This window comes from Nocardioides sp. HB32, from assembly GCF_054058995.1.
Map to the genome: position 1 here is coordinate 2,427,594 of NZ_JBSSBS010000001.1, position 20,322 is coordinate 2,447,915.

The following is a 20,322-nucleotide window of genomic DNA, read 5'->3' on the forward strand; positions in this document are numbered from 1 at the left end:
ACTCGACCTGGCGCCGGCCTCCCGGCCTTCGCGAGCTCAGGCCGGGCGGCGCTCAGAACAGGTAGAGCACCCGCATCGCCGCGAACAGCACCGGCAGCCCGAAGACGACCAGCATCACCCAGGCGGCCACCCGGTGCATCGGCTTGGTGGAGTCCAGCCGCCCGGCGAAGTCGAGGATCGCGCCGTCCGGGACGTGGTGGCTCAGGCCCATCCGGCGGGCCTCCTCGGGGAGGTGCTGGCCGGCGAACCAGGACGGCGGCGCGTCGTCGTCCGCGTCCCAGTCGGGCTCCCTCTCCATGGAGCCACGTTACTCGCTGGGACGGCCCCCGGGGCTCCCGTAACATGGAGGAGCCGACGACACCGAACGAAAGGCCGCCCGCCCGGGCATCCATGACTGACACCAACCACCAGGGGGACCGCCCCGCCAACGCCACGCGCCACACGGTGGTGGTCCCGAACAGCATCAACATGGTCAGCCTGCTCGGCCCCGGCGACGAGTTCCTCGGGATCATCGAGGGCGCCTTCGACGCCGAGATCCACGTCCGCGGCAACCGGGTGACGCTGTACGGCGAGCCCGGCGAGGTCGCCTTGGCCGAGCGGCTCCTCGACGAGCTGGTCACGATCATCCGCACCGGCCAGGGCATCACGTCCGAGACCGTCGAGCGGGTGCACACGATGCTGCGTGCCGAGACCACCGAGCGCCCGGCCGACGTGCTGAGCCTGAACATCCTGAGCAACCGGGGTCGCTCCATCCGCCCCAAGACGCTCAACCAGAAGCGCTACGTCGACTCGATCGACAAGCACACGATCACCTTCGGCATCGGCCCCGCCGGCACCGGCAAGACCTACCTCGCGATGGCGAAGGCCGTGCAGGCGCTGCAGTCCAAGAACGTCAACCGGATCATCCTGACCCGGCCGGCGGTCGAGGCGGGGGAGCGGCTGGGCTTCCTGCCCGGCACGCTCAGCGAGAAGATCGATCCCTACCTGCGCCCGCTGTACGACGCCCTGCACGACATGATCGACCCCGAGACGATCCCGAAGCTGCTGGCGGCCGGGACCATCGAGGTCGCCCCGCTCGCGTACATGCGCGGCCGCTCGCTCAACGACTCGTTCATCATCCTCGACGAGGCGCAGAACACCTCGCCCGAGCAGATGAAGATGTTCCTGACGCGCCTGGGCTTCGGCTCCAAGATCGTGGTCACCGGCGACGTCACGCAGGTCGACCTCCCCAGCGGCACCAAGTCCGGCCTGCGGGTGATCGAGGACATCCTCACCGGCGTCGAGGACATCTCGTTCAACCGGCTGACCAGCCACGACGTCGTACGCCACCGCCTGGTGGGCAAGATCGTCGCCGCGTACGACGAGTTCGACGCGCGCGTCGAGCTCGCCAGCACCCGATGAGCTCGCGATGAGCATCGAGATCCTCAACGAGTCGGGCCGCGAGCTCGACGAGAAGAGGCTGGCGGAGCTGAGCCGCTTCGTGATGGACCGGATGCGCGTCCACCCGCTCGCCGAGCTGTGCATCAAGGCCGTCGACGAGCCCACCATCGCCCAGCTCAACCAGCAGTGGATGGAGAAGGAGGGCCCGACCGACGTGCTCGCCTTCCCCATGGACGAGCTGCGGCCCGGCCTGGTCAACGAGGAGCCCGAGGAGGGCGTGCTCGGCGACCTGGTGCTCTCACCGGACGTCGCCGCCCGCCAGGGCGAGGCGGCCGGCCACGGCGCCGAGGCTGAGATCGAGCTGCTCACCGTGCACGGCATCCTGCACCTGCTCGGCTACGACCACGCCGAGCCCGAGGAGCACCAGGTGATGTTCGGGCTGCAGGACGAGATCCTCGCGGCCTGGCGCGCCCAGTGACGAGCCAGTGAACGTCTGGCTGCTGCTCGTCGCGGCGGCCCTCGTGGTCCTCGCCGGGCTGTTCTCGGCGGCCGACGCCGCGCTCTCGACGTTCTCCCGCGCCCGCGCCGAGGAGCTGCAGGCCGAGGGCCGCGCCGGCTCCCGGCGGCTCGTCGTGCTGCTCGACGACCTGCCCCGCAACCTGAACACCGCGCTGCTCCTGCGGCTGTTCTGCGAGATCGCGGCGATCGTGCTCGTCACGCTCGAGCTGCATGCGGCGTACGACGCCTGGTGGCCGACCGTGCTCACCACGATCGGCGTGATGCTGGTGCTGTCGTTCGTGGCGATCGGGGTCGCCCCCCGGACCGTGGGGCGGCAGCACTCCGAGCGGGTGGCGCTGGTCTCCGCGGCGCCACTGGCGTCGGTGACCGCGGTCCTCGGCCCGTTGCCGCGGCTGCTGATCGTGGTCGGCAACGCGCTGACGCCCGGCAAGGGCTTCCGCGAGGGACCGTTCGCGACCGAGACCGAGCTGCGCGAGCTGGTCGACTTCGCCGAGGCGTCCGCCGTGATCGAGTCCGGCGAGCGCAAGATGATCCACGACGTCCTCGAGCTCGGCGACACGATCGCCCGTGAGGTGATGGTGCCGCGCACCGACGTCGTCTACATCGAGCGCTACAAGAACCTCCGCCAGGCGCTCTCCCTCTTCCTGCGCAGCGGCTACTCGCGCGTCCCCGTGATCGGGGAGAACCTCGACGAGGTCGTCGGCATCGCCTACCTCAAGGACACCGTGCGCCGGGACTTCGAGGCCCCTGACGTGGAGTTCACCCAGCGCATCGACGAGGTGATGCGGCCGGCGCACTTCGTGCCGGAGTCGAAGCCCGCCGACGCGCTGCTCTCGGAGATGCAGGCGATGCGCCAGCACATCGCGGTCGTCGTCGACGAGTACGGCGGCACCGCCGGCCTGGTGACCATCGAGGACATCCTCGAGGAGATCGTCGGCGAGATCACGGACGAGTACGACGAGGAGACCGTCGACGTCCAGCCGCTCGACGACGGCGCGGTGCGGGTGTCGTCGCGCTACCCGATCGACGACCTCGACGAGCTGTTCGGCTTCGAGGTCGACGAGGAGGACGTGGACAGCGTGGGCGGTCTGATGGCCAAGCACCTGGGCCGGGTGCCGATCCCGGGCTCGTGGGTCGAGGCGCACGGCCTGCGGTTCGAGGCCGAGGCGACGTCCGGCCGCCGCAACAAGATCGGCACCGTGCTCATCGCGCGGGTGCCCGGGAACGACGAGTCGGAGGACGGCCATGAGTGATCTCCCGGCAGAGCTGCCGGCCGAGCTGTCGGCGGAGGACCGCAAGCTGGTGACGCTGGCCCGCGCCACCCGCGCCCGCACGGGCGCGGCCGAGGGCGCCGCCGTACGCGACGCGGACGGGCGCACGTACGCCGGCGCCACCGTCGCCCTCCCGTCGCTGCACCTGTCCGCGGTCGGTGTCTGCGTCGCGATGGCGGTCGCGTCAGGCTCGAAGAGCCTGGAGGCCGCTGTCCTGCTCACCGGCGAGCCGGCCGTGCCGGACACCGACCTGGCCGCACTGCGGGACCTCGGCGGCGCTGGTGTCGTCGTGCACCGCGGCGACGTGAAGGGAACGCTGGCGGAGACCGTCACGACCTGACGGGCTGCCAGAATGCCGCCATGCCCACCAGCAGACTCGAGGCGTTCAGCGACGGCGTGCTCGCCATCATCATCACGATCATGGTGCTGGAGCTCCGCTCGCCGGACGGTCCGGCGCTCTCGGACCTCGCCGACTCCGCGACCAGCTTCCTCACCTACCTGCTGAGCTTCGTCTACATCGGCATCTACTGGAGCAACCACCACCACCTGTTCCAGCTCGTGCGCCGCATCGACGGCACCGTCCTGTGGGCGAACCTGCACCTGCTGTTCTGGCTCTCGCTCTACCCGTTCACGACGAAGTGGATGGACGAGACCGGGCTCGCCCAGACGCCGGTGGTCGTCTACGGGGTGAACCTGCTCGCCGCCGCGATCGCCTACTACGCGCTCCAGCTGGCGATCCTGCGCGCCGAGGGCGACGACGGCGTGCTGCGCGAGGCCCTCGGCCGTGACTACAAGGGCAAGCTGTCGCCGGTCCTCTACCTCGCCGGGATCGTCGCCGCGATCTGGCTCGTGGTCTGGCTCGCGCTCGTGTTCTACGCGGCGGTGGCAGCGATGTGGCTGGTGCCGGACCGGCGGATGGAGTCGTTCGTCGCGACCCACGGAAGCAGCACCTAGGTGGCACCGGCGCGCGACAGGAGTAAGTTTCCGTCCGTGAGTCTGCTGGGCTGGCGTGCGCACGAAGATGCCGTCGATCGTCTGCGCTCGTCGTACGCCGAGATCCCGCCCGGCGCCCCGGTGCGGTTGGCGAAGAAGACCTCGAACCTGTTCAGGCCGCGGACGGCCACCTCGGCGCCCGGTCTCGACGTGTCCGCCCTCGACGGCGTGATCGCGGTCGACCCCGATGCGCGCACCGCCGACGTGCAGGGCATGTGCACCTACGAGGACCTCGTCGACGCGACGCTGCCCTTCGGACTGATCCCGTACGTCGTCCCGCAGCTGCGCACCATCACGCTCGGCGGGGCGGTCACGGGCCTCGGCATCGAGTCGACCAGCTTCCGCAGCGGGCTGCCGCACGAGTCGGTGCTCGAGATGGACGTCTTCACCGGCTCCGGCGACGTGGTCACGTGCCGTCCCGGCGACGACCTGTTCGACACGTTCCCCAACTCCTACGGCTCGCTCGGCTACGCGACCAGGCTGAGGATCGAGCTCGAGGCGGTGCCCGGGTACGTCAACCTGCGGCACGTGCGCTTCGACGACCTCGGCCTGCTCGCCAAGTCGATCGCGCAGATCACGGAGAGCGCGACGTACGACGGCGTGCGCGTGGACGGGATCGACGGTGTCGCGTTCGGTCCGGGGGAGTACTACCTGACGCTCGCCACCTGGTCCGGCGACGGCGGCGCGACCAGCGACTACACGGGCCAGCAGATCTACTACCGGAGTCTGCAGGAGCGCGACACCGACCTGCTCACGATGTACGACTACCTGTGGCGCTGGGACACCGACTGGTTCTGGTGCTCGGGCGCGTTCGGCGTGCAGAACCCGAGGATCCGCCGGCTCTGGCCGAAGCGCTGGCGGCGCTCGGACGTCTACCACAAGCTGATCGGGCTGGACCGGCGGATCGGCTTCGCCGACTGGCTCGACCGGCGCCAGGGCAAGCCCCTGCGCGAACGGGTGATCCAGGACGTCGAGGTGCCGGTGGACCGGCTCCCGGAGTTCCTCGAGTGGTTCGACGAGGCCGTCGGCATGCGACCGGTGTGGCTGTGCCCGTGCAAGGCGATGCGGGACTGGCCGACGTACCCGTTGGAGCCCGGCTCGCTGTACGTGAACGTCGGCTTCTGGGGCACCGTGCACGTGGGGCCCGACGCCCTCGAGGGATCCAGGAACCGGGCCATCGAGGCCAAGGTGCACGAGCTCGGCGGCCACAAGTCGCTCTACAGCGAGGCGTTCTACGACCGCGAGACCTTCGACGATCTCTACGACGGCGCCAACCTCGCCGCCGTGAAGGGGCGCTACGACCCCGACGACCGGCTGACCAGCCTCTACGACAAGGCGGTGAAGAGACAGTGACGATGTCCATTGCCCAGGCGTTCGAGCGACTGCTCCAGGAGCCGCTGCCGTTGCGCTTCACGGCGTACGACGGCAGCTCGACCGGACCCGAGGACGCGCCGTTCCAGTTCCACCTGCGCAACCAGCGTGGGCTCGCCTACCTGGTGACCGCGCCGGGCGACCTGGGGCTCTCGCGCGCCTACGTCAGCGGCGACCTGGACATCGAGGGCGTCCACCCCGGCGACCCGTACGAGGCCATGCGGCTGCTCCAGAAGGGGCTCAAGCTCCGCCGGCCGTCGCCCAGCGAGGCGGTCGAGCTGCTGCGGGCAGTGGGCCTCTCCAGCCTGCGGCCGCCGGCCCCGCCCCCGCAGGAGACGCTGCCCCGGTGGCGCCGGATCGTGGAGGGCCTCCGGCACTCCGAGGGCCGCGACGCCGACGCGATCCACCACCACTACGACGTCTCGAACGCGTTCTACGAGCACGTCCTCGGTCCGTCGATGACCTACACCTGCGCGGTCTTCCCGACCGAGGAGGCGACGCTCGAGGAGGCGCAGTTCACCAAGTACGACCTGGTCGCCCGCAAGCTCGACCTCCAGGAGGGCCAGCGACTGCTGGACCTGGGCTGCGGCTGGGGCGGCATGGTGCGCCACGCCGCGAGGGAGTACGGCGTGCACGCGATCGGCGTCACGCTGTCGCGCGAGCAGGCCGCGTGGGCGCAGCACCGGATCAAGGAGGAGGGGCTCGACCACCTCGCCGAGGTCCGGTTCATGGACTACCGGCACGTCGAGGAGACGGGCTTCGACGCCATCTCGTCGATCGGGCTGACCGAGCACATCGGCGTGAAGAACTACCCGTCGTACTTCTCCTGGATCCGCGACCACCTCAAGCCCCAGGGCCGGCTCCTCAACCACTGCATCACTCGTCAGCACAACAAGCCGACCGACACCGGGGCGTTCATCGACCGGTACGTCTTCCCCGACGGCGAGCTGATCGGCTCCGGCACGATCGTGACCGCGGTGGAGAACGCCGGGCTCGAGGTGCAGCACCACGAGAACTTCCGGGTCCACTACGCCAAGACGCTGGCCGGCTGGTGCCGCAACCTCCAGGAGAACTGGGACGCCTGCGTCGAGGAGGTCGGTGAGGGCACCGCGCGCGTGTGGGGCCTGTACATGGCCGGCTCCCGGCTGGGGTTCGAGCGCAACGAGATCCAGCTGCACCACGTCCTCGCGACGAACACCGAGGGCAACGGCGCGAGCGGGTACCCGCTCCGCCACGAGTTCTGAGCTGCCCTGGACCGAGCTCGCGAGGTCCAGGACCCGGCAGCCAGGTCGAGTAGCCGCCCGAGCGAGGAACGAGCTCGGGACCGGCGTATCGAGACAGAAGTGGCGGTCTCGACACGCTCGTCGGCGCTCGCTACCCGACCGACGAGGGGTTGGTCCGGGGTCGGAGCGACGACGCCCGGTAGCGTGGGGCGGTGAGCACGAGGGCCCAGCAGTACGCCGCGGAGGTGCTGCGCCGCGAGCAGCTCTCGCCGCACCTGGTCCGGCTGGTCCTCGGCGGTGCCGGCCTCGCGTCGTTCGAGTCGACCGGGATCCCGGACGAGTGGGTCGGCCTGGTCGTGCCCGGCCAGTTCCAGAGCCGCTACTACACGGTGCGGTCCTGGTCGGGCGGTGAGCTGGTGCTCGACGTGGTCGTGCACGAGGTCGGCCTGGTCACCGAGTGGGCGCAGCTCGACGTGGTCGGTCAGACCGTGACGATCACCGAGCCCAAGGGCTCCTTCGACATGCCCGTGGGCGCGGCGTGGCTGCTGCTGGTCGGTGACCTCACGGCACTGCCGGCGATGGCGCGGATCTCGGCGACCGTCGACGTGCCGACGCGGATCTGGGCGGAGGTGCCGGACGACCTGTCGTCGTACCTCCCGGGCGACGTCACCTGGTTGTCGCCACCGGCGCCCGGCGAGAGCGGGCTGGCGGCCGTCGTCGAGGCGATCGACTGGCCGGCCGGCGAGGGGTACTTCTGGATGGCCGGGGAGTCCGCCCAGATGCGGGCGATCCGCAAGCACCTGATGCGCGACCGGCGGCTGCCCTCCTCGGCGTACGACGTGATGGGCTACTGGCGCGGCGTGGCCCAGCGCCAGCCGCGCGCCGTCGACCCGGGCCCGATCTGGCGGGTCGGCAAGGCGGCGGGCAGGACCGACGAGCAGATCTGGGCCGAGTACGACGAGGCGAGGGAGTCATGAGCACCAGATGAGCGAGCAGCAGAGCGGGCACCGGAGCGGGTTCGTGTCGTTCGTCGGCCGCCCGAACGCGGGCAAGTCGACGCTGACGAACGCCCTGGTCGGCCAGAAGGTCGTGATCACCTCCGACAAGCCGCAGACCACGCGCACCGTCGTGCGCGGCATCGTGCACCGCGACGACGCGCAGCTGATCCTGGTCGACACCCCCGGGCTGCACAGGCCGCGCACGTTGCTCGGCGAGCGGCTCAACGACCTGGTGAAGACCACCCTCGCGGAGGTCGACGTGGTCGCGGTCTGCCTGCCCGCGAACGAGAAGATCGGGCCGGGCGACCGGTTCATCGTCAACGAGGTGGCGAAGGTCAAGCGGACCCGGAAGGTCGCGATCGCCACCAAGACCGACCTCGCGACCCCCGAGCAGATCGGCGCCCACCTCCTGGACATCCAGGCGCTCGGTGCCGGCACCGGCGTCGAGTGGGCCGAGATCGTGCCCGTGTCGGCGACGTCCGGGAGCCAGGTCGGGCTGCTCCAGGACCTCCTGGTGGGCCTGCTGCCCGAAGGTCCGCAGCTGTACCCGGACGGCGACCTCTCCGACGCGCCGGAGGAGATCCTCGCCGCCGAGCTGATCCGCGAGGCGGCGCTCGAGGGTCTGCGGGACGAGCTGCCGCACTCGGTCGCGGTCGTGGTGGAGGAGATGCGGCTGCGGGAGGACCGTCCCGAGGACAAGCCGCTCCTGGACATCCACGCCAACCTGTACGTCGAGCGCGACTCCCAGAAGGGCATCATGATCGGTCCCAAGGGCTCGCGGCTGAAGACGATCGGCAGCACCGCGCGCCAGCAGATCGAGGCGCTGCTCGGCACGCCCGTCTACCTCGACCTCCATGTCAAGGTGGCCAAGGACTGGCAGCGCGACCCGCGGCAGCTCCGGAAGCTCGGCTTCTGATGACCCGCCCGGCACCCCTCCTCGCCTGGCACTCGGTCGCGTCCTCCCGTGACCCTGCCGGGCTAGACGCGTTGCTGGCCGACGACGTCGTCTTCCGCTCGCCCGCCGTGCACACCCCGCAGGAGGGCAGGGCCCTGACCACGGCGTACCTCTCCGCCGCCATCACCGTCCTCGGTCCCACGCTCATCTATGTCCGCGAGTGGTACGCCGCCGACTCCGCCGTCCTCGAGTTCACCGCCTCGCTGGACGGGCGGACCGTCCACGGCGTCGACATGCTCACCTGGCGTCCCGACGGCCGGCTCACCGACTTCACCGTGATGGTCCGGCCCTTCACCGGGCTCCAGAAGCTGATGGAGCTGATGGCGGCCGAGCTGACGCGCTGAGGCGGCCCGCTGGCTGGGTTCGCCCGGGTCCCAGGGTGAAGCTGAGGAATCGCCAGGAGGACTACCCCGACCCCACCGACGACGTCAGTCCGGCGCCCAGCACCGCCCGAACGTCTGCCCGGCCTGCCACTGCTCCGCGGTCGGCCACTCGTAGCCCCACTGGTAGTCGAGCGTGTCGGGGGCGACGGCGGCACCGGCGTCCTGGCACGGCGACTGGCCGGCGGCGCGGACCTTCTCGGCTCCCGGGTACGCCCCGGGTGCGAACGGCACCACCGCGATCGCGCGCCAGGAGTGCGCCTGCGAGCAGATCACCCGCGCGAACCCCTGCGTGCCGGGGGAGGCGGTGCCGCACATGCCGTAGCGGTCCTTGCCGGCGTCGGTGGACAGTACGCCGGCCAGCGGGCCGGACAGCTGCGCCAGCTCGCCGTCCGTCGCGAGCGCGACGACGTCGCAGCGGAACCACGAGGCACCGGCGTCCGACTGCTCGACCGTGGGCGTGAACCAGACCGGACGCAGCATCGAGAGCCGCCGGTCCTCGACGGTGCCGCCGACGAACGAGCCGAACCGGGCCGGGCACTCCTTCGCCACCTGCGCCTGCACCCGGTCCGAGTCGACCGCGAGCAGGTGCCCGTCGACGAGGGTGTCGAGCCGCCCGACGGCGTACGTCACCGTGGTGTGCTTCCCCTCGCAGGGGACGGGGGACGCAGTGGTGGTAGGAGCTACCGCCTCGTCGTACGTCAGGGCGTAGCACGCCTTCGCCGCGGGCACGGGCGCCGGCGTCGCGCGCGGGGGCGGTGTCGACGAGGACGGCGTGGACGGGGCGGACGACGTCGGCGCGGACGACGGCTCGTCGCTGCCGGTGCAGGCGGTCAGCCCGAGCAGCAGGAGGACGACGGCGAGGATCCTCACCGGTCGGTCTTCGCCCAGCACACCGACCTCCGGTTGCCCGCGTCCCACTCGGCCTGGTGGAACCACGTGTAGCCGAAGTCGTAGTCGACGGGGTAGTTCAGCCACGCGCCGACGGACTTCGAGCAGAAGTCGCGCGTGGTCACCTCGACCAGCCGGTCGCCCGGGTAGTCGTCCTTGGCCTCGCCCAGCGAGATCGTCGTGACCGCGCGCCACTGGTGCGGGTCGGTGCACGGGACCTTCACCGAGCCCGCGACGGTGGGGCCGTCGGCGCACACCATCCAGCGGTCCTGGGGGCGCCCCAGGAGCAGGCCCTTGGCGGTCGTCGGGAGGTCGACGTAGTCCTTGCTCTGCTCGCCGCCACCGACCACGTCGCACCGGTACCACCGGGCGCCGCCGTCCCACGCGTCCTTCGTCGGCCGGAACCACGCCCAGCTGACGACGGTCCGCATCACCAGGCTGTCGTCGGCGCCGAGGAAGTCCATGAACGCCTTCGAGCAGGTCGTGTACGCCCAGGCACCGAGGTCCTCGTCGTCCCAGTCCGCGTCGGCGAACTGGTCCGGGAGCTGTCCGACGGCGTAGGTCTCGGCGGTGTGGGGCAATGCGCAGTCGACCGGCTCCGCCGTGTTGCTCGGCTGCTCCACGTCGTCGGGGGACAGGTCGCGGCAGGCGCCCAGCTCCGGCGGCTTCTCGTCGACGGGCGCCTTCTCGTCGCCGCAGCCGACCAGCACCAGGGCCGCCAGGACGAGCACGGCGACGCCGGCGCGACGCGGGACGACTGGCACTGGATCTCCTCGGGCTGGATCAGCCGGATCGTACCTGCCTCAGCTCAGCAGCGCGGCGAGCGTGCCGCCGAGGTCGTACGCCGACGCGCGGGCCTCGTCGTCCACGTCGCCGAGCACCTCGAGCACCTCGGCTGCCTGGCTCCAGGCGAGCGCGCCGGTGATCGCGAGCACGGAGCGGACCGCGCCGGTCGTGTCGTACCGACCATGGACCCACAGCCCGAACGGCTTCCGGCCGCTGCGCGTCGCCGCAGCGGAGCCGTCGTCGGACAGGGCGCCGCCGGCCTCGAGGAAGGTCGTGTCGAAGAAGTGCTTCAGGGCGCCGCTCATGTACCCGAAGTTCGCGGTCGTGCCGAGGAGGTAGCCGTCGGCGGCCAGCACGTCCGCCGCCGACGCCGACAAGGCCTCGCGAACCACGACGTCCACGCCCTCGATGCCGTCGTCGTGAGCACCGGCCACGACCGCGTCCGCCAGGGAGCGCACGGCTGCGGTCGGAGCGTGATGGACGACGAGCAGCCGGGCCATGCGGTCAGGCTGTCACACCTCGGGCGCGTCCACGGGCAGCGCCTTGGTGCGCGCCACCTCCTCGGCGACCTCGCGCAGCTTGCGGTTGCGGTCGTTGGAGAAGCGGTGCAGGACCTCGAACGCCCGCTCGTAGGAGATGTCGTACTGGACCGCCAGCACGCCCTGCGCGATGCCGATCAGGTGCCTCGACTCCAGCGCAGCCCGCAGCCCCGTCACCAGGCGCGCCTTGCTCATCGCCTCGGTCGCGTGGGCGGCATAGATCAGCGCGACGTCGCCGGCCTCGCCCGAGAAGTTGCCCGGCTCGTCGGAGTACAGGTTGAGCGCCCCCAGCGTCTGAGCGTCGGTCTGCAGCCGGATCGCCATCATCGCGACGACCCCGAGTCCTCGCGCCCGGGTGCTCCACCGTGGCCACCGGGCCTCGGTCGCGGCGTCGTCGACGACGACGTCGGCCCGTTCGAAGGCCGCGTCGAGGCAAGGTCCTTGACCGACCGCGTACTGCACGGCGTCGAGCCTCTCGACGAACGCGTCGGTCGCCGCGACCGTCTCCGCCCGGCCCCGCCGGGTGCGCAGGGTGATGCTGGCGTGCGCGCACCGGGGGACCACCTCCCCGGCGCGCTTCACCACCGAGTCGAACGTGGTGTCCTCGTCGGACTCGCCCAGGAGGTCACCACTGAGCTCGGCGAAGCGCGCCGCGAGGCGGTGCTGGTCGGTCATCCCGCCTGCAGCTCGTCCCGGAGGGTGCCGAGGATGCGGGTCAGCAGCCGGGACACCTGCATCTGGGTGACACCCAGGTCCTGGCCGATCTCCTCCTGGGTGCGGTCCTCGAAGAAGCGCAGGTACAGGATGCGCCGGTCCCGCTCGGGCAGCCGACGGACGACCGGCGCGAGCGCCACGCGTGCCTCGATGGCGCTGCTCTCCTCGTCGTCGGCCGCCAGCAGGTCACCCACGGGAGTGATCGAGTCGGCCGAGGTGGGCTGGTCGAGAGACGCGGGTTGGAAGCACCCGAAGGCCGCCACCGCGTCGCGGTACTCCTCGACCGAGAGGTCCAGCTCCTCCGCGACCTCGTGCGGCTCCGGCGCACGGCCGAGCTGGTGGCTCAGCCGGTCGACGGCGAGGTTGAGGAGCCACTGCGTCTCCTGGATCCGCCGCGGCGGGCGGACCATCCAGCCCTGGTCACGGAAGTAGCGCTGGAGCTCGCCGCGGATCGTCGGTACGGCGTAGGTGAGCAGGTCGTTGCGCAGCGCCGGGTCGAAGCGCATGACCGCCTTGGTGAGCCCCTCGAACGCCACCTGGTGAAGGTCCTCGATGGGCACCCCCCGGTTGCGGTAGCGGGCGGCGACCGCCTCGGCGACGCCGCGGTTGATGACGACGACCCGCTCGCGCAGCTCGGCGGCCCGCTGCGGGTCGGTGCAGGCGGCGACCTCCTGCAGGAGGGCCCGGGTCTGCTCGGCACGCTCGGCGCGTGTCAGCCCGCAGTCGGAGGAGGTGGCGGCGGAGGTCGAGAGGGCCGGAACGGCGAGGGTGCTGGGGGACGAGCTGAGCGACGAGCTGAGTGACATGGTGGCGACTCCATCGCGAGAGTGATGGTGTGCCCTGCCGTCTGCTCCAGCAAGGAGGTTCGTCCGTCTCTGGTGAGGCTACGTCGCGCCTGGTGGGACCGGGGTCCGCGAGTGGGCGACAGGGGTCCCGTACCCCACCGTGGCCCGGTGAAACCGTTTCGGCCCACGGACCTCGGGTACCTCCGCCGCACACCAGACCCACCCGCTCAGGAGGCAGCTCGTGAAGGCAGTGACGTGGCAGGGCCGGCAGGACATGCGCGTGGAGGAGGTCCCGGACCCGACCATCCAGGACCCGACCGACGCGATCGTGCGGATCACGACGACGGGCCTGTGTGGGTCGGACCTGCACCTCTACGATCCCCTGACCCCGTTCATGACGCCCGGCGACGTCGTCGGGCACGAGCCGATGGGCATCGTGGAGGCGGTCGGCTCCGGCGTGCAGCACCTCCACGTCGGCGACCGGGTGGTGGTGCCCTTCAACGTCTCCTGCGGCTCCTGCTGGATGTGCGAGCGCAAGCTCTACAGCCAGTGCGAGACGACGCAGAACAGGGAGCACGGCACGGGCGCGAGCCTGTTCGGGTACAGCAAGCTCTACGGCCAGGTGCCGGGCGGGCAGGCGGAGCTGTTGCGGGTGCCGTTCGCCGACTTCCTGCCGGTCCGGGTCCCCGAGGGCCCCTCCGACGACCGGTTCGTCTACCTCTCCGACGTGCTGCCGACCGCCTGGCAGGGCGTCCAGTACGCCGACGTGCCCGAGGGCGGCACGCTCCTGGTGCTCGGTGCCGGCCCGATCGGCGACATGGCGGCGCGGATCGCGCTGCACCGCGGGCACCGGGTGATCGTGGTCGACCAGGTGCCCGAGCGCCTGCAACGGGTGGCCGAGCGTGGCGCGGAGGTCATCGACATGAGCGAGGTCGACGACGTCGCGGAGCGGGTCCGGGAGCTCACCGGCGGCCGGGGGGCCGACAGCGTCGTCGACGCGGTCGGCATGGAGGCGCACGGATCACCCGTGGCGGAGACGGCGCAGAAGGCGCTCCGTCTGCTCCCCAAGAAGGTGCAGGGTGCGGTCATGACCAACGCCGGCGTGGACCGGCTCGCCGCCCTCTACACCGCGATCGAGGCCGTACGCCGCGGCGGCACGATCTCCATCTCCGGCGTGTACGGCGGCGCCGCCGACCCGCTGCCGCTCCTGCAGCTCTTCGACAAGCAGGTGCAGGTGCGGATGGGGCAGGCCAACGTGCGGGCGTGGACCGACGACATCCTCGAGCTGCTCGGGCGGGACGAGGACGTGCTCGGCGTCGAGTCGTTCGCCACCCACCGGCTGCCGCTCGCCGAGGCACCAGAGGCGTATGCCACGTTCCGGGACAAGAAGGACGGCATGATCAAGGTGCTGTTCACGCCCTGACCGACCTGGCCGACGTCTCGATGAGGTGATCGAGGTGCCCGAGCACCTGCAGGACGCGCTGCTCCCTGCCGGGGTGCCGGTCACCCAGCGTGCCGAGACCGCGGCCCTCTACCTGGTGGCCGGGGACAGTGCCGGTGGCGACTGGTTCGACGCGTTCGTGCTCGACGACGGGCGCCTCGTCGTCGCCGTCGGGGACGTCGTCGGTCGCGGCGTCGACGCCGCGGTGGCGATGGCGGGCCTGCGGGTCCTGTTCGAGGAGTCGATGCGCGAGCACGGCGACGTGGTGCTCGCGCTCGAGGCGCTCGACCGGCGCGCGGGCCGGATGTCGGAGGCGAGCGCGGCCACGATGTGCGTCTGCGTCCTCATCCCGACGTCCGGTGAGCTGGTGTACTGCACGGCGGGGCACCCGGCGCCGGTCGTGGTCAGTGACGGCAAGGCGTCGTACCTCGCCGGCACCGGGTGCGGCCCGCTGCGGTCGGGGCGGGGCTTCCGGGTCACGTCGCGCCGGCTGGCGACCGGGGACGTGCTGTTCCTGTACTCCGACGGACTGCTCGAGCGAGCCGGGCGCGCACCCGCCGAGGGCGCGGCCGAGGTGTTGCGGGCCGTCGAGGACGCCGCCGCGCAGAGCGAGGTGATGGACTCCCACGAGCCGGCGGTCGAGCGGGTCTGCCGGCGGACCGTGGAGTCGCTGACCGGCAGCACCGGGTACGCCGACGACGTGGCGGTGCTGGCGCTCCAGCCGGTGCCTCCGCTCCCGGACCTGGTGCTGGCCCTGCCCGCGGTCGCGGACACGGTGCGGGTGGCCCGGATCGAGCTCGACGACTGGTTGGAGGCGGCGCGGGTCGGCGAGCTCGACCGGATGGCGCTGCTGCACGCGGTCGGGGAGCTCGTCAGCAACGCCGTGGAGCACGCCTACCCGGATCCGGGACGCGGCCACGAGGTCCGGCTCCGCGTCGCGCTCGGGACCGACGGCCTCGTGCACGTCGAGGTCGCCGACGACGGCAGATGGCAGGACCGCCGGACGTCCTCGCGAGGGCGGGGCCTCGCCATGGCGAGGGGGTTGCTCGACGCGCTCCGGATCGAGCGCGGGGACGCGGGTTCCCGGGCGGTCGGCAGGCACCGGGCCGGCCGCCCGGCCGTGCTGCTGCGCTCCTCGGCGCCCAGCAGGACCGACGGCGTGCAGCCGTTCGCGATCGAGGACACGGACGGCCTGCTGCGGCTGGGCGGGACGATCGACCTCCGGGGCGCCGAGCAGCTGCGGCACATGCTGGACCGCGTCACCGCCGCCGGAACCCGGCCCGTCAGCCTCGACCTCACCGCGGTGGACCTGCTCACGAGCGCGGCGGTGCAGGTCCTCTTCGATGCCCGGGCGGCCGGTCCAGTCGAGCTGCTCGCCCCGGTCGGGTCGCCGGCCCGGCACGTCCTCGATGTGGTCGGGCTGTCCTACGAGTCGTGAAACTCGGCTATGGTGGCCGGGTCATGTTGCGCAGCCTCCTCCTTCGCTGCCGCAGCGAGGTCAGCCGCCCCAGCTGGTAGGGCAGAGCCGGACCCCCTCGCTGCGGAGTGAGTGCGTGCGCCGGTTCCCACCGACCACTTCGGAAGCAGGCTCCCCATGACGATCCCTCCCCAGAAGCCGAGCGGCATGCCGTTCCAGCGGTACCGCCCGTTCCCGCCGATCGACCTCGCCGACCGGACCTGGCCCTCCGCGGCCATCACCGAGGCACCCCGCTGGCTCTCGACGGACCTGCGCGACGGGAACCAGGCGCTCATCGACCCGATGAGCCCGGCCCGCAAGATGAAGATGTTCGACCTGCTGGTCTCGATGGGCTACAAGGAGATCGAGGTCGGCTTCCCGGCCGCGAGCGAGACCGACTTCTCCTTCGTCCGCCAGCTCATCGAGGGCGACCATGTCCCGGACGACGTGACGATCTCGGTCCTCACCCAGGCCCGCGAGGACCTGATCGAGCGCAGCGTCCAGTCGCTGGTCGGCGTACCCCGGGCCAACATCCACCTCTACAACGCGCTGGCCCCGCTCTTCCGCCGCGTCGTGTTCCGCGCCAGCAAGGACGAGATCAAGGACATCGCGGTCCGCGGCACCCAGGTCGTGATGAAGAACATCGAGAGCTACCTCGACGCGACCGTCATCGGCTACGAGTACAGCCCCGAGATCTTCACCAGCACCGAGCTGCCGTTCTCGGTCGAGGTCTGCGAGGCCGTCTCCGACGTGTGGCAGCCCGACGACGGCCGCGAGATCATCCTCAACCTCCCGGCGACGATCGAGGTCGCGACGCCGAACGTGTACGCCGACCAGATCGAGTGGTTCTCCCGTCAGCTCACCCGTCGGCAGAACACCGTGATCTCGCTGCACCCCCACAACGACCGCGGCACGGCCGTCGCCGCCACCGAGCTCGCGATGATGGCGGGGGCCGACCGCGTCGAGGGCTGCCTGTTCGGCCACGGCGAGCGCACCGGCAACGTCGACCTCGTGACACTGGCGATGAACCTCTTCAGCCAGGGCATCGACCCGATGGTGGACGTCTCCGACATCGACGAGATCCGCCGCACCGTCGAGTACTGCACGAACCTCCCGGTCCACCCGCGGCACCCGTACGCCGGAGACCTCGTCTACACGGCGTTCTCGGGCTCGCACCAGGACGCGATCAAGAAGGGCCTCGAGGACCTCGACCGCCGGGCCGCGGAGCAGGGCGTGCCGGTCGGCCGGCTGCCGTGGGAGGCGCCGTACCTCCCGATCGACCCGAAGGACGTGGGCCGGACCTACGAGGCGGTGATCCGCGTCAACAGCCAGTCCGGCAAGGGCGGCGTCGCCTACATCCTCAAGGCCGAGCACAAGCTCGACCTGCCGCGCCGTGCGCAGATCGAGTTCAGCCGCGTGGTCCAGGAGCGCACCGACGCGGAGGGAGGCGAGATGACCCCGGACCAGATCTGGTCGGTCTTCTCCGCCGAGTACCTCGACCGCGAGACGCCGCTGAAGCTCAACTCCGTGCACACCTCGTCGGCCGCGGGGGAGAAGGACGCGCTCGACGTGAACGTGTACGTCGACGGCGAGCTGATGTCGCTGCACGGCGAGGGCAACGGCCCGCTCTCGGCGTTCGTCGGAGCGATCAACGACCTTCCACAGGACTGGGACGTCCGGGTGCTGGACTACGCCGAGCACGCGCTGTCGTCCGGCGGTGACGCCCTCGCGGCGGCGTACGTCGAGTGCCTGGTGCGGGACAACGTCTACTGGGGCGTCGGGGTCGACGCCAACATCGTCACCGCGTCGCTCAAGGCGGTGATCAGCGCGGTCAACCGCGCGCCCGCGCGGTGAGCGGGGACCTCTGGCTCACCGCGCTATCGGGAACCTGATCGTGAAGGTGGTGCCCTCGAGGTGGGCGGAGCGCACGTCGATCCGCCCCCCGTGGGCCGCCACGACCGCGTTCACGATCGAGAGGCCGAGGCCCGTGCCCTGGATGGCGCGTTCCTGAGCGGTCGTGGACCGGAAGAACCGCTGGAACAGCCGCTCCTGCTCCGCCACGGGGATGCCGATGCCGGTGTCGGTGACCGTGAGCCGGGCCTCGCCGTCGCGGGCCTCCACCGCGACCTCGATGCGGCCGCCGTCCTCGGTGAACTTGATCGCGTTGCTGAGCAGGTTCGTGAGCGCCCGCTCGAGCTGCACCTGGTCGCCGACCACCGGCACCGGCCCTTCCGGCGTCGCGACCTCCAGGGTCAGGTCGCGTCCGCTGAGCTGCGCGCGTACGGCGTCCTCGGCCCCCGCCACGATGGAGGCCAGGTCGAACGCGCCCCGCTCCCAGCGCGTGGCGCCTGAGTCGAGGCCGCTGAGCGTGAGCAGGTCGTCGCACAGCATGATCAGCCGCCGGCCGTTGCGGGCGATGCTCTCCAGCAGCGGCCGCTGCTCCTCGGCCGGGGCGACCAGCGACCCGTCCTCGAGGATCTCGGTGTAGCCCACGATGCTGGTCACCGGCGTGCGGAGCTCGTGGCTCACGGTCGAGACGAAGTCGTTCTTCGCCGTGTCCAGCTCGCGCATCCGCTGGACGGCGTGCCGCTCCTTGTCCAGCGCCGCGATCAGCATCTCCTGGCTGGCCCGCGCCTCGGTGACGTCCCGGCCCACGCAGAGGTACCCGATCCGTGCCGCGATCCGGTCGGCAGCGATGCTCAGCGTCATCGAGACGGTGTGTCGTCGCCCGTCCGCGCCGATCCAGGTCCAGTCGCGCGCGGCGGTCTCCCCGCCGCCGCCGATGGCCGCGACCAGCCGGCCGAAGGCGTCCTCGCCCGTGGCGCCCCCCGAGCGCTCGGCGAGCTCGTCGGGGTCGAGCAGGTCGACGAACGGCGTGCCGACGGTGTCCTGGGCGTCGTAGCCCAGCAGGTTCACGGCGCCGGCGTTGAACAGCGTGATCAGGCCGTGCGGGTCGATGCCGATCAGCGCGGTGGTGATCGCCGCCTCGAGGAGGTGCCGGTTCAGGCCCGCGGCCGTGCGCTCGGCCGTCATGTCGGTGCCGGTGAGCACCACGTGCGTGGGCCGGTCCCGCTCGTCCCGCACGTAGCTGGTGTTCCAGAGCACCCGGCGGCGCTCACCGGTCTTCGTCACGACATCGGTCTCGCGGCTCACCTGGGCCTCGACGGTCTCGGGCAGGCCGGCCGGGTAGCCCTCGGAGCCGGGGGGAGCGAACGGGACGTCCCAGATCTCCACCTCGACGAGCTCGTCCTCGTCGAACCCGGTCAGCGCGGTGGTGGCGCCGTTGACGCGCACGACCTCGCCGTACAGGTCGGTGACCAGGATCAGCGCCGCCGTCGTCTCCAGGGTCGCGCTGGTGAGCTTCTCGGCGGCCTCGATCTGACGGCGGGCGTCGTACTCCGTGGTGACGTCGAGCAGCTGCGCGGCGAACGTCGGCGTCGGGTCGGTGCCGAGCAGCGAGATGAGGACGTCGACGCGGGCGGCCGGCCGGTCGCGGAGGTGGGTCTGGCCACGCCAGCCGTCGAGGTTGCCGGCCAGCATCCGCGCCGCGACGAGCTCGAGCGGCTCGCTGGTCGTGAGCACCTCGTCGAGCTGCCGGCCCAGGACGCCCGCCGGGCCGCCCAGGAGGCGGGCGGCGGCGTCGTTCATGTCGACGATCTCGAACAGGCGGGAGCCGCTGCGCATCAGCACCATGCCGACCACCGACTCGGTGAAGTTCCGGCGGAACAGCTGCTCGCTGCTGCGTCGCTGGGCGACACCGATGGCGAGCGGCAGCGTCATCAGGACCGAGACCACGACGTACGCCTGCACGATCGCGCCCATCCCGAACGCGCTGAGCTCCCCGCGGCGGTTGTCGAACGCGAAGGTGCCGTAGCCGCGTGAGCTGAGGACCGTGATCGCGACCGCGAAGCCGAAGAGCTCCCACGCGACGAGGCGCACGTCGAACCGCAGCGCGGCCCAGATCAGCAGCGGCAGCGGCACGAACTCCAGGCTCAACGTCTGGTCGGGGGCGAAGACCAGGACGGTCACGGCGGCCAGCACTGCTACCTGGAGCGGCAGCTCCCAGGTGAACCGTCGCGACCGGCGTGCGGCGGGCGCCATCACCAGCGGCAGGATCACGAGCACCGAGGCGGTGTGCGATGCGAAGACCGCCCGCCAGGTGAGCGCGAAGGTCCCGTCCCCGAGGACCTCGACGGCCCCGGCGGCGATGGTCGCGATGGTGAGGCCGCCGAGGACCGCCGCCACGAGGAGGCCGACCAGCTGGTCGACCGTGGACAGCTCGGGCAGCGTGGTCCGACCGCCGCGGCGCAGGAACGACGCGACCACGACCGCCTCCGCGGCGTTCGCGACCGCGTAGCAGCAGGAGAGGTCGAGTGGCCGGTCGCCGATGATGTTCGCGGCCACGGACACGGCGGCGATGGCGGGCACGAGCGACCACCACCAGGAGCGGGGGGCCAGGCCGAGCAGGATCACGGCGAGCCCGGCCGCCGGCCACCACGACGCTGCCGGGGAGCCGTCGGGCGCGAGGTCGACCGCCGCGACGCCGGCGACGAGGACGGCGACGAGGAGCAGCCCTGCCGCGGTCCGGCTCAGCTGGCCGCGACCCGAGTTCGACATGGG

General features: G+C 71.5%; 20 protein-coding genes. 13 read left to right on the top strand and 7 right to left on the bottom strand.

The window, feature by feature from the left end; all coding sequences use genetic code 11:
* Positions 1-52: 52 nt before the first annotated feature.
* Complete coding sequence (locus ACVW2K_RS12280; RefSeq protein WP_457202706.1) at positions 53-298, bottom strand: hypothetical protein; 246 nt, start codon at positions 296-298, stop codon at positions 53-55.
* 92 nt (positions 299-390) lie between these two features.
* Here ACVW2K_RS12280 and ACVW2K_RS12285 point away from each other — a divergent pair, with 92 nt between their 5' ends.
* The 10 genes from ACVW2K_RS12285 to ACVW2K_RS12330 all read left to right on the top strand — a co-directional run bounded on the left by ACVW2K_RS12285 (position 391) and on the right by ACVW2K_RS12330 (position 9,054).
* Positions 391-1,401, top strand: coding sequence for a PhoH family protein (locus tag ACVW2K_RS12285; RefSeq protein WP_028637657.1), 1,011 nt, complete (start codon positions 391-393; stop codon positions 1,399-1,401).
* Between the two features lie 7 nt (positions 1,402-1,408).
* Positions 1,409-1,858 carry an rRNA maturation RNase YbeY gene (ybeY, locus tag ACVW2K_RS12290; RefSeq protein ID WP_457202707.1) on the top strand — a complete coding sequence of 150 codons (450 nt, stop codon included), beginning with the start codon at positions 1,409-1,411 and terminating at the stop codon, positions 1,856-1,858.
* 7 nt (positions 1,859-1,865) lie between these two features.
* A complete protein-coding gene (locus ACVW2K_RS12295) occupies positions 1,866-3,152 on the top strand; it encodes a hemolysin family protein (protein ID WP_028637659.1) in 1,287 nt (428 codons plus the stop codon).
* Positions 3,145-3,510, top strand: coding sequence for a cytidine deaminase (locus ACVW2K_RS12300; protein WP_457202708.1), 366 nt, complete (start codon positions 3,145-3,147; stop codon positions 3,508-3,510). Before ACVW2K_RS12295 ends, ACVW2K_RS12300 begins: the two co-directional genes overlap by 8 nt.
* A 20-nt stretch (positions 3,511-3,530) precedes the next feature.
* The gene (locus ACVW2K_RS12305) at positions 3,531-4,124 is read left to right on the top strand and encodes a TMEM175 family protein (protein WP_457202709.1); all 594 of its coding nucleotides are present in this window, start codon (positions 3,531-3,533) and stop codon (positions 4,122-4,124) included.
* Between the two features lie 36 nt (positions 4,125-4,160).
* Complete coding sequence (locus ACVW2K_RS12310; RefSeq protein WP_457202710.1) at positions 4,161-5,516, top strand: FAD-binding oxidoreductase; 1,356 nt, start codon at positions 4,161-4,163, stop codon at positions 5,514-5,516.
* A 2-nt stretch (positions 5,517-5,518) separates the two neighbouring features.
* Positions 5,519-6,778 carry a class I SAM-dependent methyltransferase gene (locus tag ACVW2K_RS12315; RefSeq protein WP_457202711.1) on the top strand — a complete coding sequence of 420 codons (1,260 nt, stop codon included), beginning with the start codon at positions 5,519-5,521 and terminating at the stop codon, positions 6,776-6,778.
* Positions 6,779-6,969: 191 nt separating this feature from the next.
* A complete protein-coding gene (locus tag ACVW2K_RS12320) occupies positions 6,970-7,734 on the top strand; it encodes a siderophore-interacting protein (RefSeq protein ID WP_457202712.1) in 765 nt (254 codons plus the stop codon).
* Positions 7,735-7,741: 7 nt separating this feature from the next.
* Complete coding sequence (gene era, locus ACVW2K_RS12325; protein WP_457202713.1) at positions 7,742-8,671, top strand: GTPase Era; 930 nt, start codon at positions 7,742-7,744, stop codon at positions 8,669-8,671.
* A complete protein-coding gene (locus ACVW2K_RS12330; protein WP_457202714.1) occupies positions 8,671-9,054 on the top strand; it encodes a nuclear transport factor 2 family protein in 384 nt (127 codons plus the stop codon). Before era ends, ACVW2K_RS12330 begins: the two co-directional genes overlap by 1 nt.
* A gap of 84 nt (positions 9,055-9,138) precedes the next feature.
* On the opposite strand, the gene ACVW2K_RS12335 is transcribed toward ACVW2K_RS12330, so the two are convergent.
* The 5 genes from ACVW2K_RS12335 to ACVW2K_RS12355 are packed head-to-tail and all read right to left on the bottom strand — an operon-like array spanning position 9,139 to position 12,826.
* Complete coding sequence (locus tag ACVW2K_RS12335; protein ID WP_457202715.1) at positions 9,139-9,963, bottom strand: septum formation family protein; 825 nt, start codon at positions 9,961-9,963, stop codon at positions 9,139-9,141.
* A complete protein-coding gene (locus ACVW2K_RS12340; RefSeq protein WP_457202716.1) occupies positions 9,960-10,745 on the bottom strand; it encodes a septum formation family protein in 786 nt (261 codons plus the stop codon). Before ACVW2K_RS12340 ends, ACVW2K_RS12335 begins: the two co-directional genes overlap by 4 nt.
* Before the next feature lie 39 nt (positions 10,746-10,784).
* Entirely contained in the window at positions 10,785-11,267 is a 483-nt protein-coding gene (locus ACVW2K_RS12345; RefSeq protein WP_457202717.1) for a flavodoxin family protein, read from the bottom strand.
* Between the two features lie 12 nt (positions 11,268-11,279).
* The gene (locus ACVW2K_RS12350) at positions 11,280-11,981 is read right to left on the bottom strand and encodes a GAF and ANTAR domain-containing protein (protein ID WP_457202718.1); all 702 of its coding nucleotides are present in this window, start codon (positions 11,979-11,981) and stop codon (positions 11,280-11,282) included.
* The gene (locus ACVW2K_RS12355; protein ID WP_457202719.1) at positions 11,978-12,826 is read right to left on the bottom strand and encodes a sigma-70 family RNA polymerase sigma factor; all 849 of its coding nucleotides are present in this window, start codon (positions 12,824-12,826) and stop codon (positions 11,978-11,980) included. The genes ACVW2K_RS12350 and ACVW2K_RS12355 overlap by 4 nt, the downstream gene beginning before the upstream one ends.
* A 220-nt stretch (positions 12,827-13,046) precedes the next feature.
* On the opposite strand from ACVW2K_RS12355, the gene ACVW2K_RS12360 reads away from it, so the two are divergent.
* From ACVW2K_RS12360 to leuA, 3 genes are all read left to right on the top strand, one after another.
* Positions 13,047-14,228: a zinc-dependent alcohol dehydrogenase gene (locus tag ACVW2K_RS12360; protein ID WP_457202720.1), complete on the top strand. Its 1,182-nt coding sequence runs from the start codon at positions 13,047-13,049 to the stop codon at positions 14,226-14,228.
* 34 nt (positions 14,229-14,262) lie between these two features.
* On the top strand, positions 14,263-15,684 hold the full coding sequence (locus ACVW2K_RS12365) for a SpoIIE family protein phosphatase (RefSeq protein ID WP_457202721.1): 1,422 nt from the start codon (positions 14,263-14,265) through the stop codon (positions 15,682-15,684).
* A gap of 156 nt (positions 15,685-15,840) precedes the next feature.
* Positions 15,841-17,556 carry a 2-isopropylmalate synthase gene (leuA, locus tag ACVW2K_RS12370; RefSeq protein WP_457202722.1) on the top strand — a complete coding sequence of 572 codons (1,716 nt, stop codon included), beginning with the start codon at positions 15,841-15,843 and terminating at the stop codon, positions 17,554-17,556.
* A gap of 15 nt (positions 17,557-17,571) precedes the next feature.
* Here the strand turns inward: leuA and ACVW2K_RS12375 are convergent, their stop codons facing one another.
* Entirely contained in the window at positions 17,572-20,319 is a 2,748-nt protein-coding gene (locus tag ACVW2K_RS12375) for an ATP-binding protein (protein WP_028637672.1), read from the bottom strand.
* Positions 20,320-20,322: the final 3 nt, after the last annotated feature.

What these genes read in the sequence shown, in the direction of transcription:
- ACVW2K_RS12280 (WP_457202706.1), bottom strand. Translation starts at nt 298, where the DNA reads ATGGAGAGGGAGCCCGACTGGGACGCGGACGACGACGCGCCGCCGTCC.
- ACVW2K_RS12285 (WP_028637657.1), top strand. Translation starts at nt 391, where the DNA reads ATGACTGACACCAACCACCAGGGGGACCGCCCCGCCAACGCCACGCGC.
- ybeY (WP_457202707.1), top strand. Translation starts at nt 1,409, where the DNA reads ATGAGCATCGAGATCCTCAACGAGTCGGGCCGCGAGCTCGACGAGAAG.
- ACVW2K_RS12300 (WP_457202708.1), top strand. Translation starts at nt 3,145, where the DNA reads ATGAGTGATCTCCCGGCAGAGCTGCCGGCCGAGCTGTCGGCGGAGGAC.
- ACVW2K_RS12305 (WP_457202709.1), top strand. Translation starts at nt 3,531, where the DNA reads ATGCCCACCAGCAGACTCGAGGCGTTCAGCGACGGCGTGCTCGCCATC.
- ACVW2K_RS12315 (WP_457202711.1), top strand. Translation starts at nt 5,519, where the DNA reads ATGTCCATTGCCCAGGCGTTCGAGCGACTGCTCCAGGAGCCGCTGCCG.
- era (WP_457202713.1), top strand. Translation starts at nt 7,742, where the DNA reads ATGAGCGAGCAGCAGAGCGGGCACCGGAGCGGGTTCGTGTCGTTCGTC.
- ACVW2K_RS12330 (WP_457202714.1), top strand. Translation starts at nt 8,671, where the DNA reads ATGACCCGCCCGGCACCCCTCCTCGCCTGGCACTCGGTCGCGTCCTCC.
- ACVW2K_RS12345 (WP_457202717.1), bottom strand. Translation starts at nt 11,267, where the DNA reads ATGGCCCGGCTGCTCGTCGTCCATCACGCTCCGACCGCAGCCGTGCGC.
- ACVW2K_RS12350 (WP_457202718.1), bottom strand. Translation starts at nt 11,981, where the DNA reads ATGACCGACCAGCACCGCCTCGCGGCGCGCTTCGCCGAGCTCAGTGGT.
- ACVW2K_RS12355 (WP_457202719.1), bottom strand. Translation starts at nt 12,826, where the DNA reads ATGTCACTCAGCTCGTCGCTCAGCTCGTCCCCCAGCACCCTCGCCGTT.
- leuA (WP_457202722.1), top strand. Translation starts at nt 15,841, where the DNA reads ATGACGATCCCTCCCCAGAAGCCGAGCGGCATGCCGTTCCAGCGGTAC.
- ACVW2K_RS12375 (WP_028637672.1), bottom strand. Translation starts at nt 20,319, where the DNA reads ATGTCGAACTCGGGTCGCGGCCAGCTGAGCCGGACCGCGGCAGGGCTG.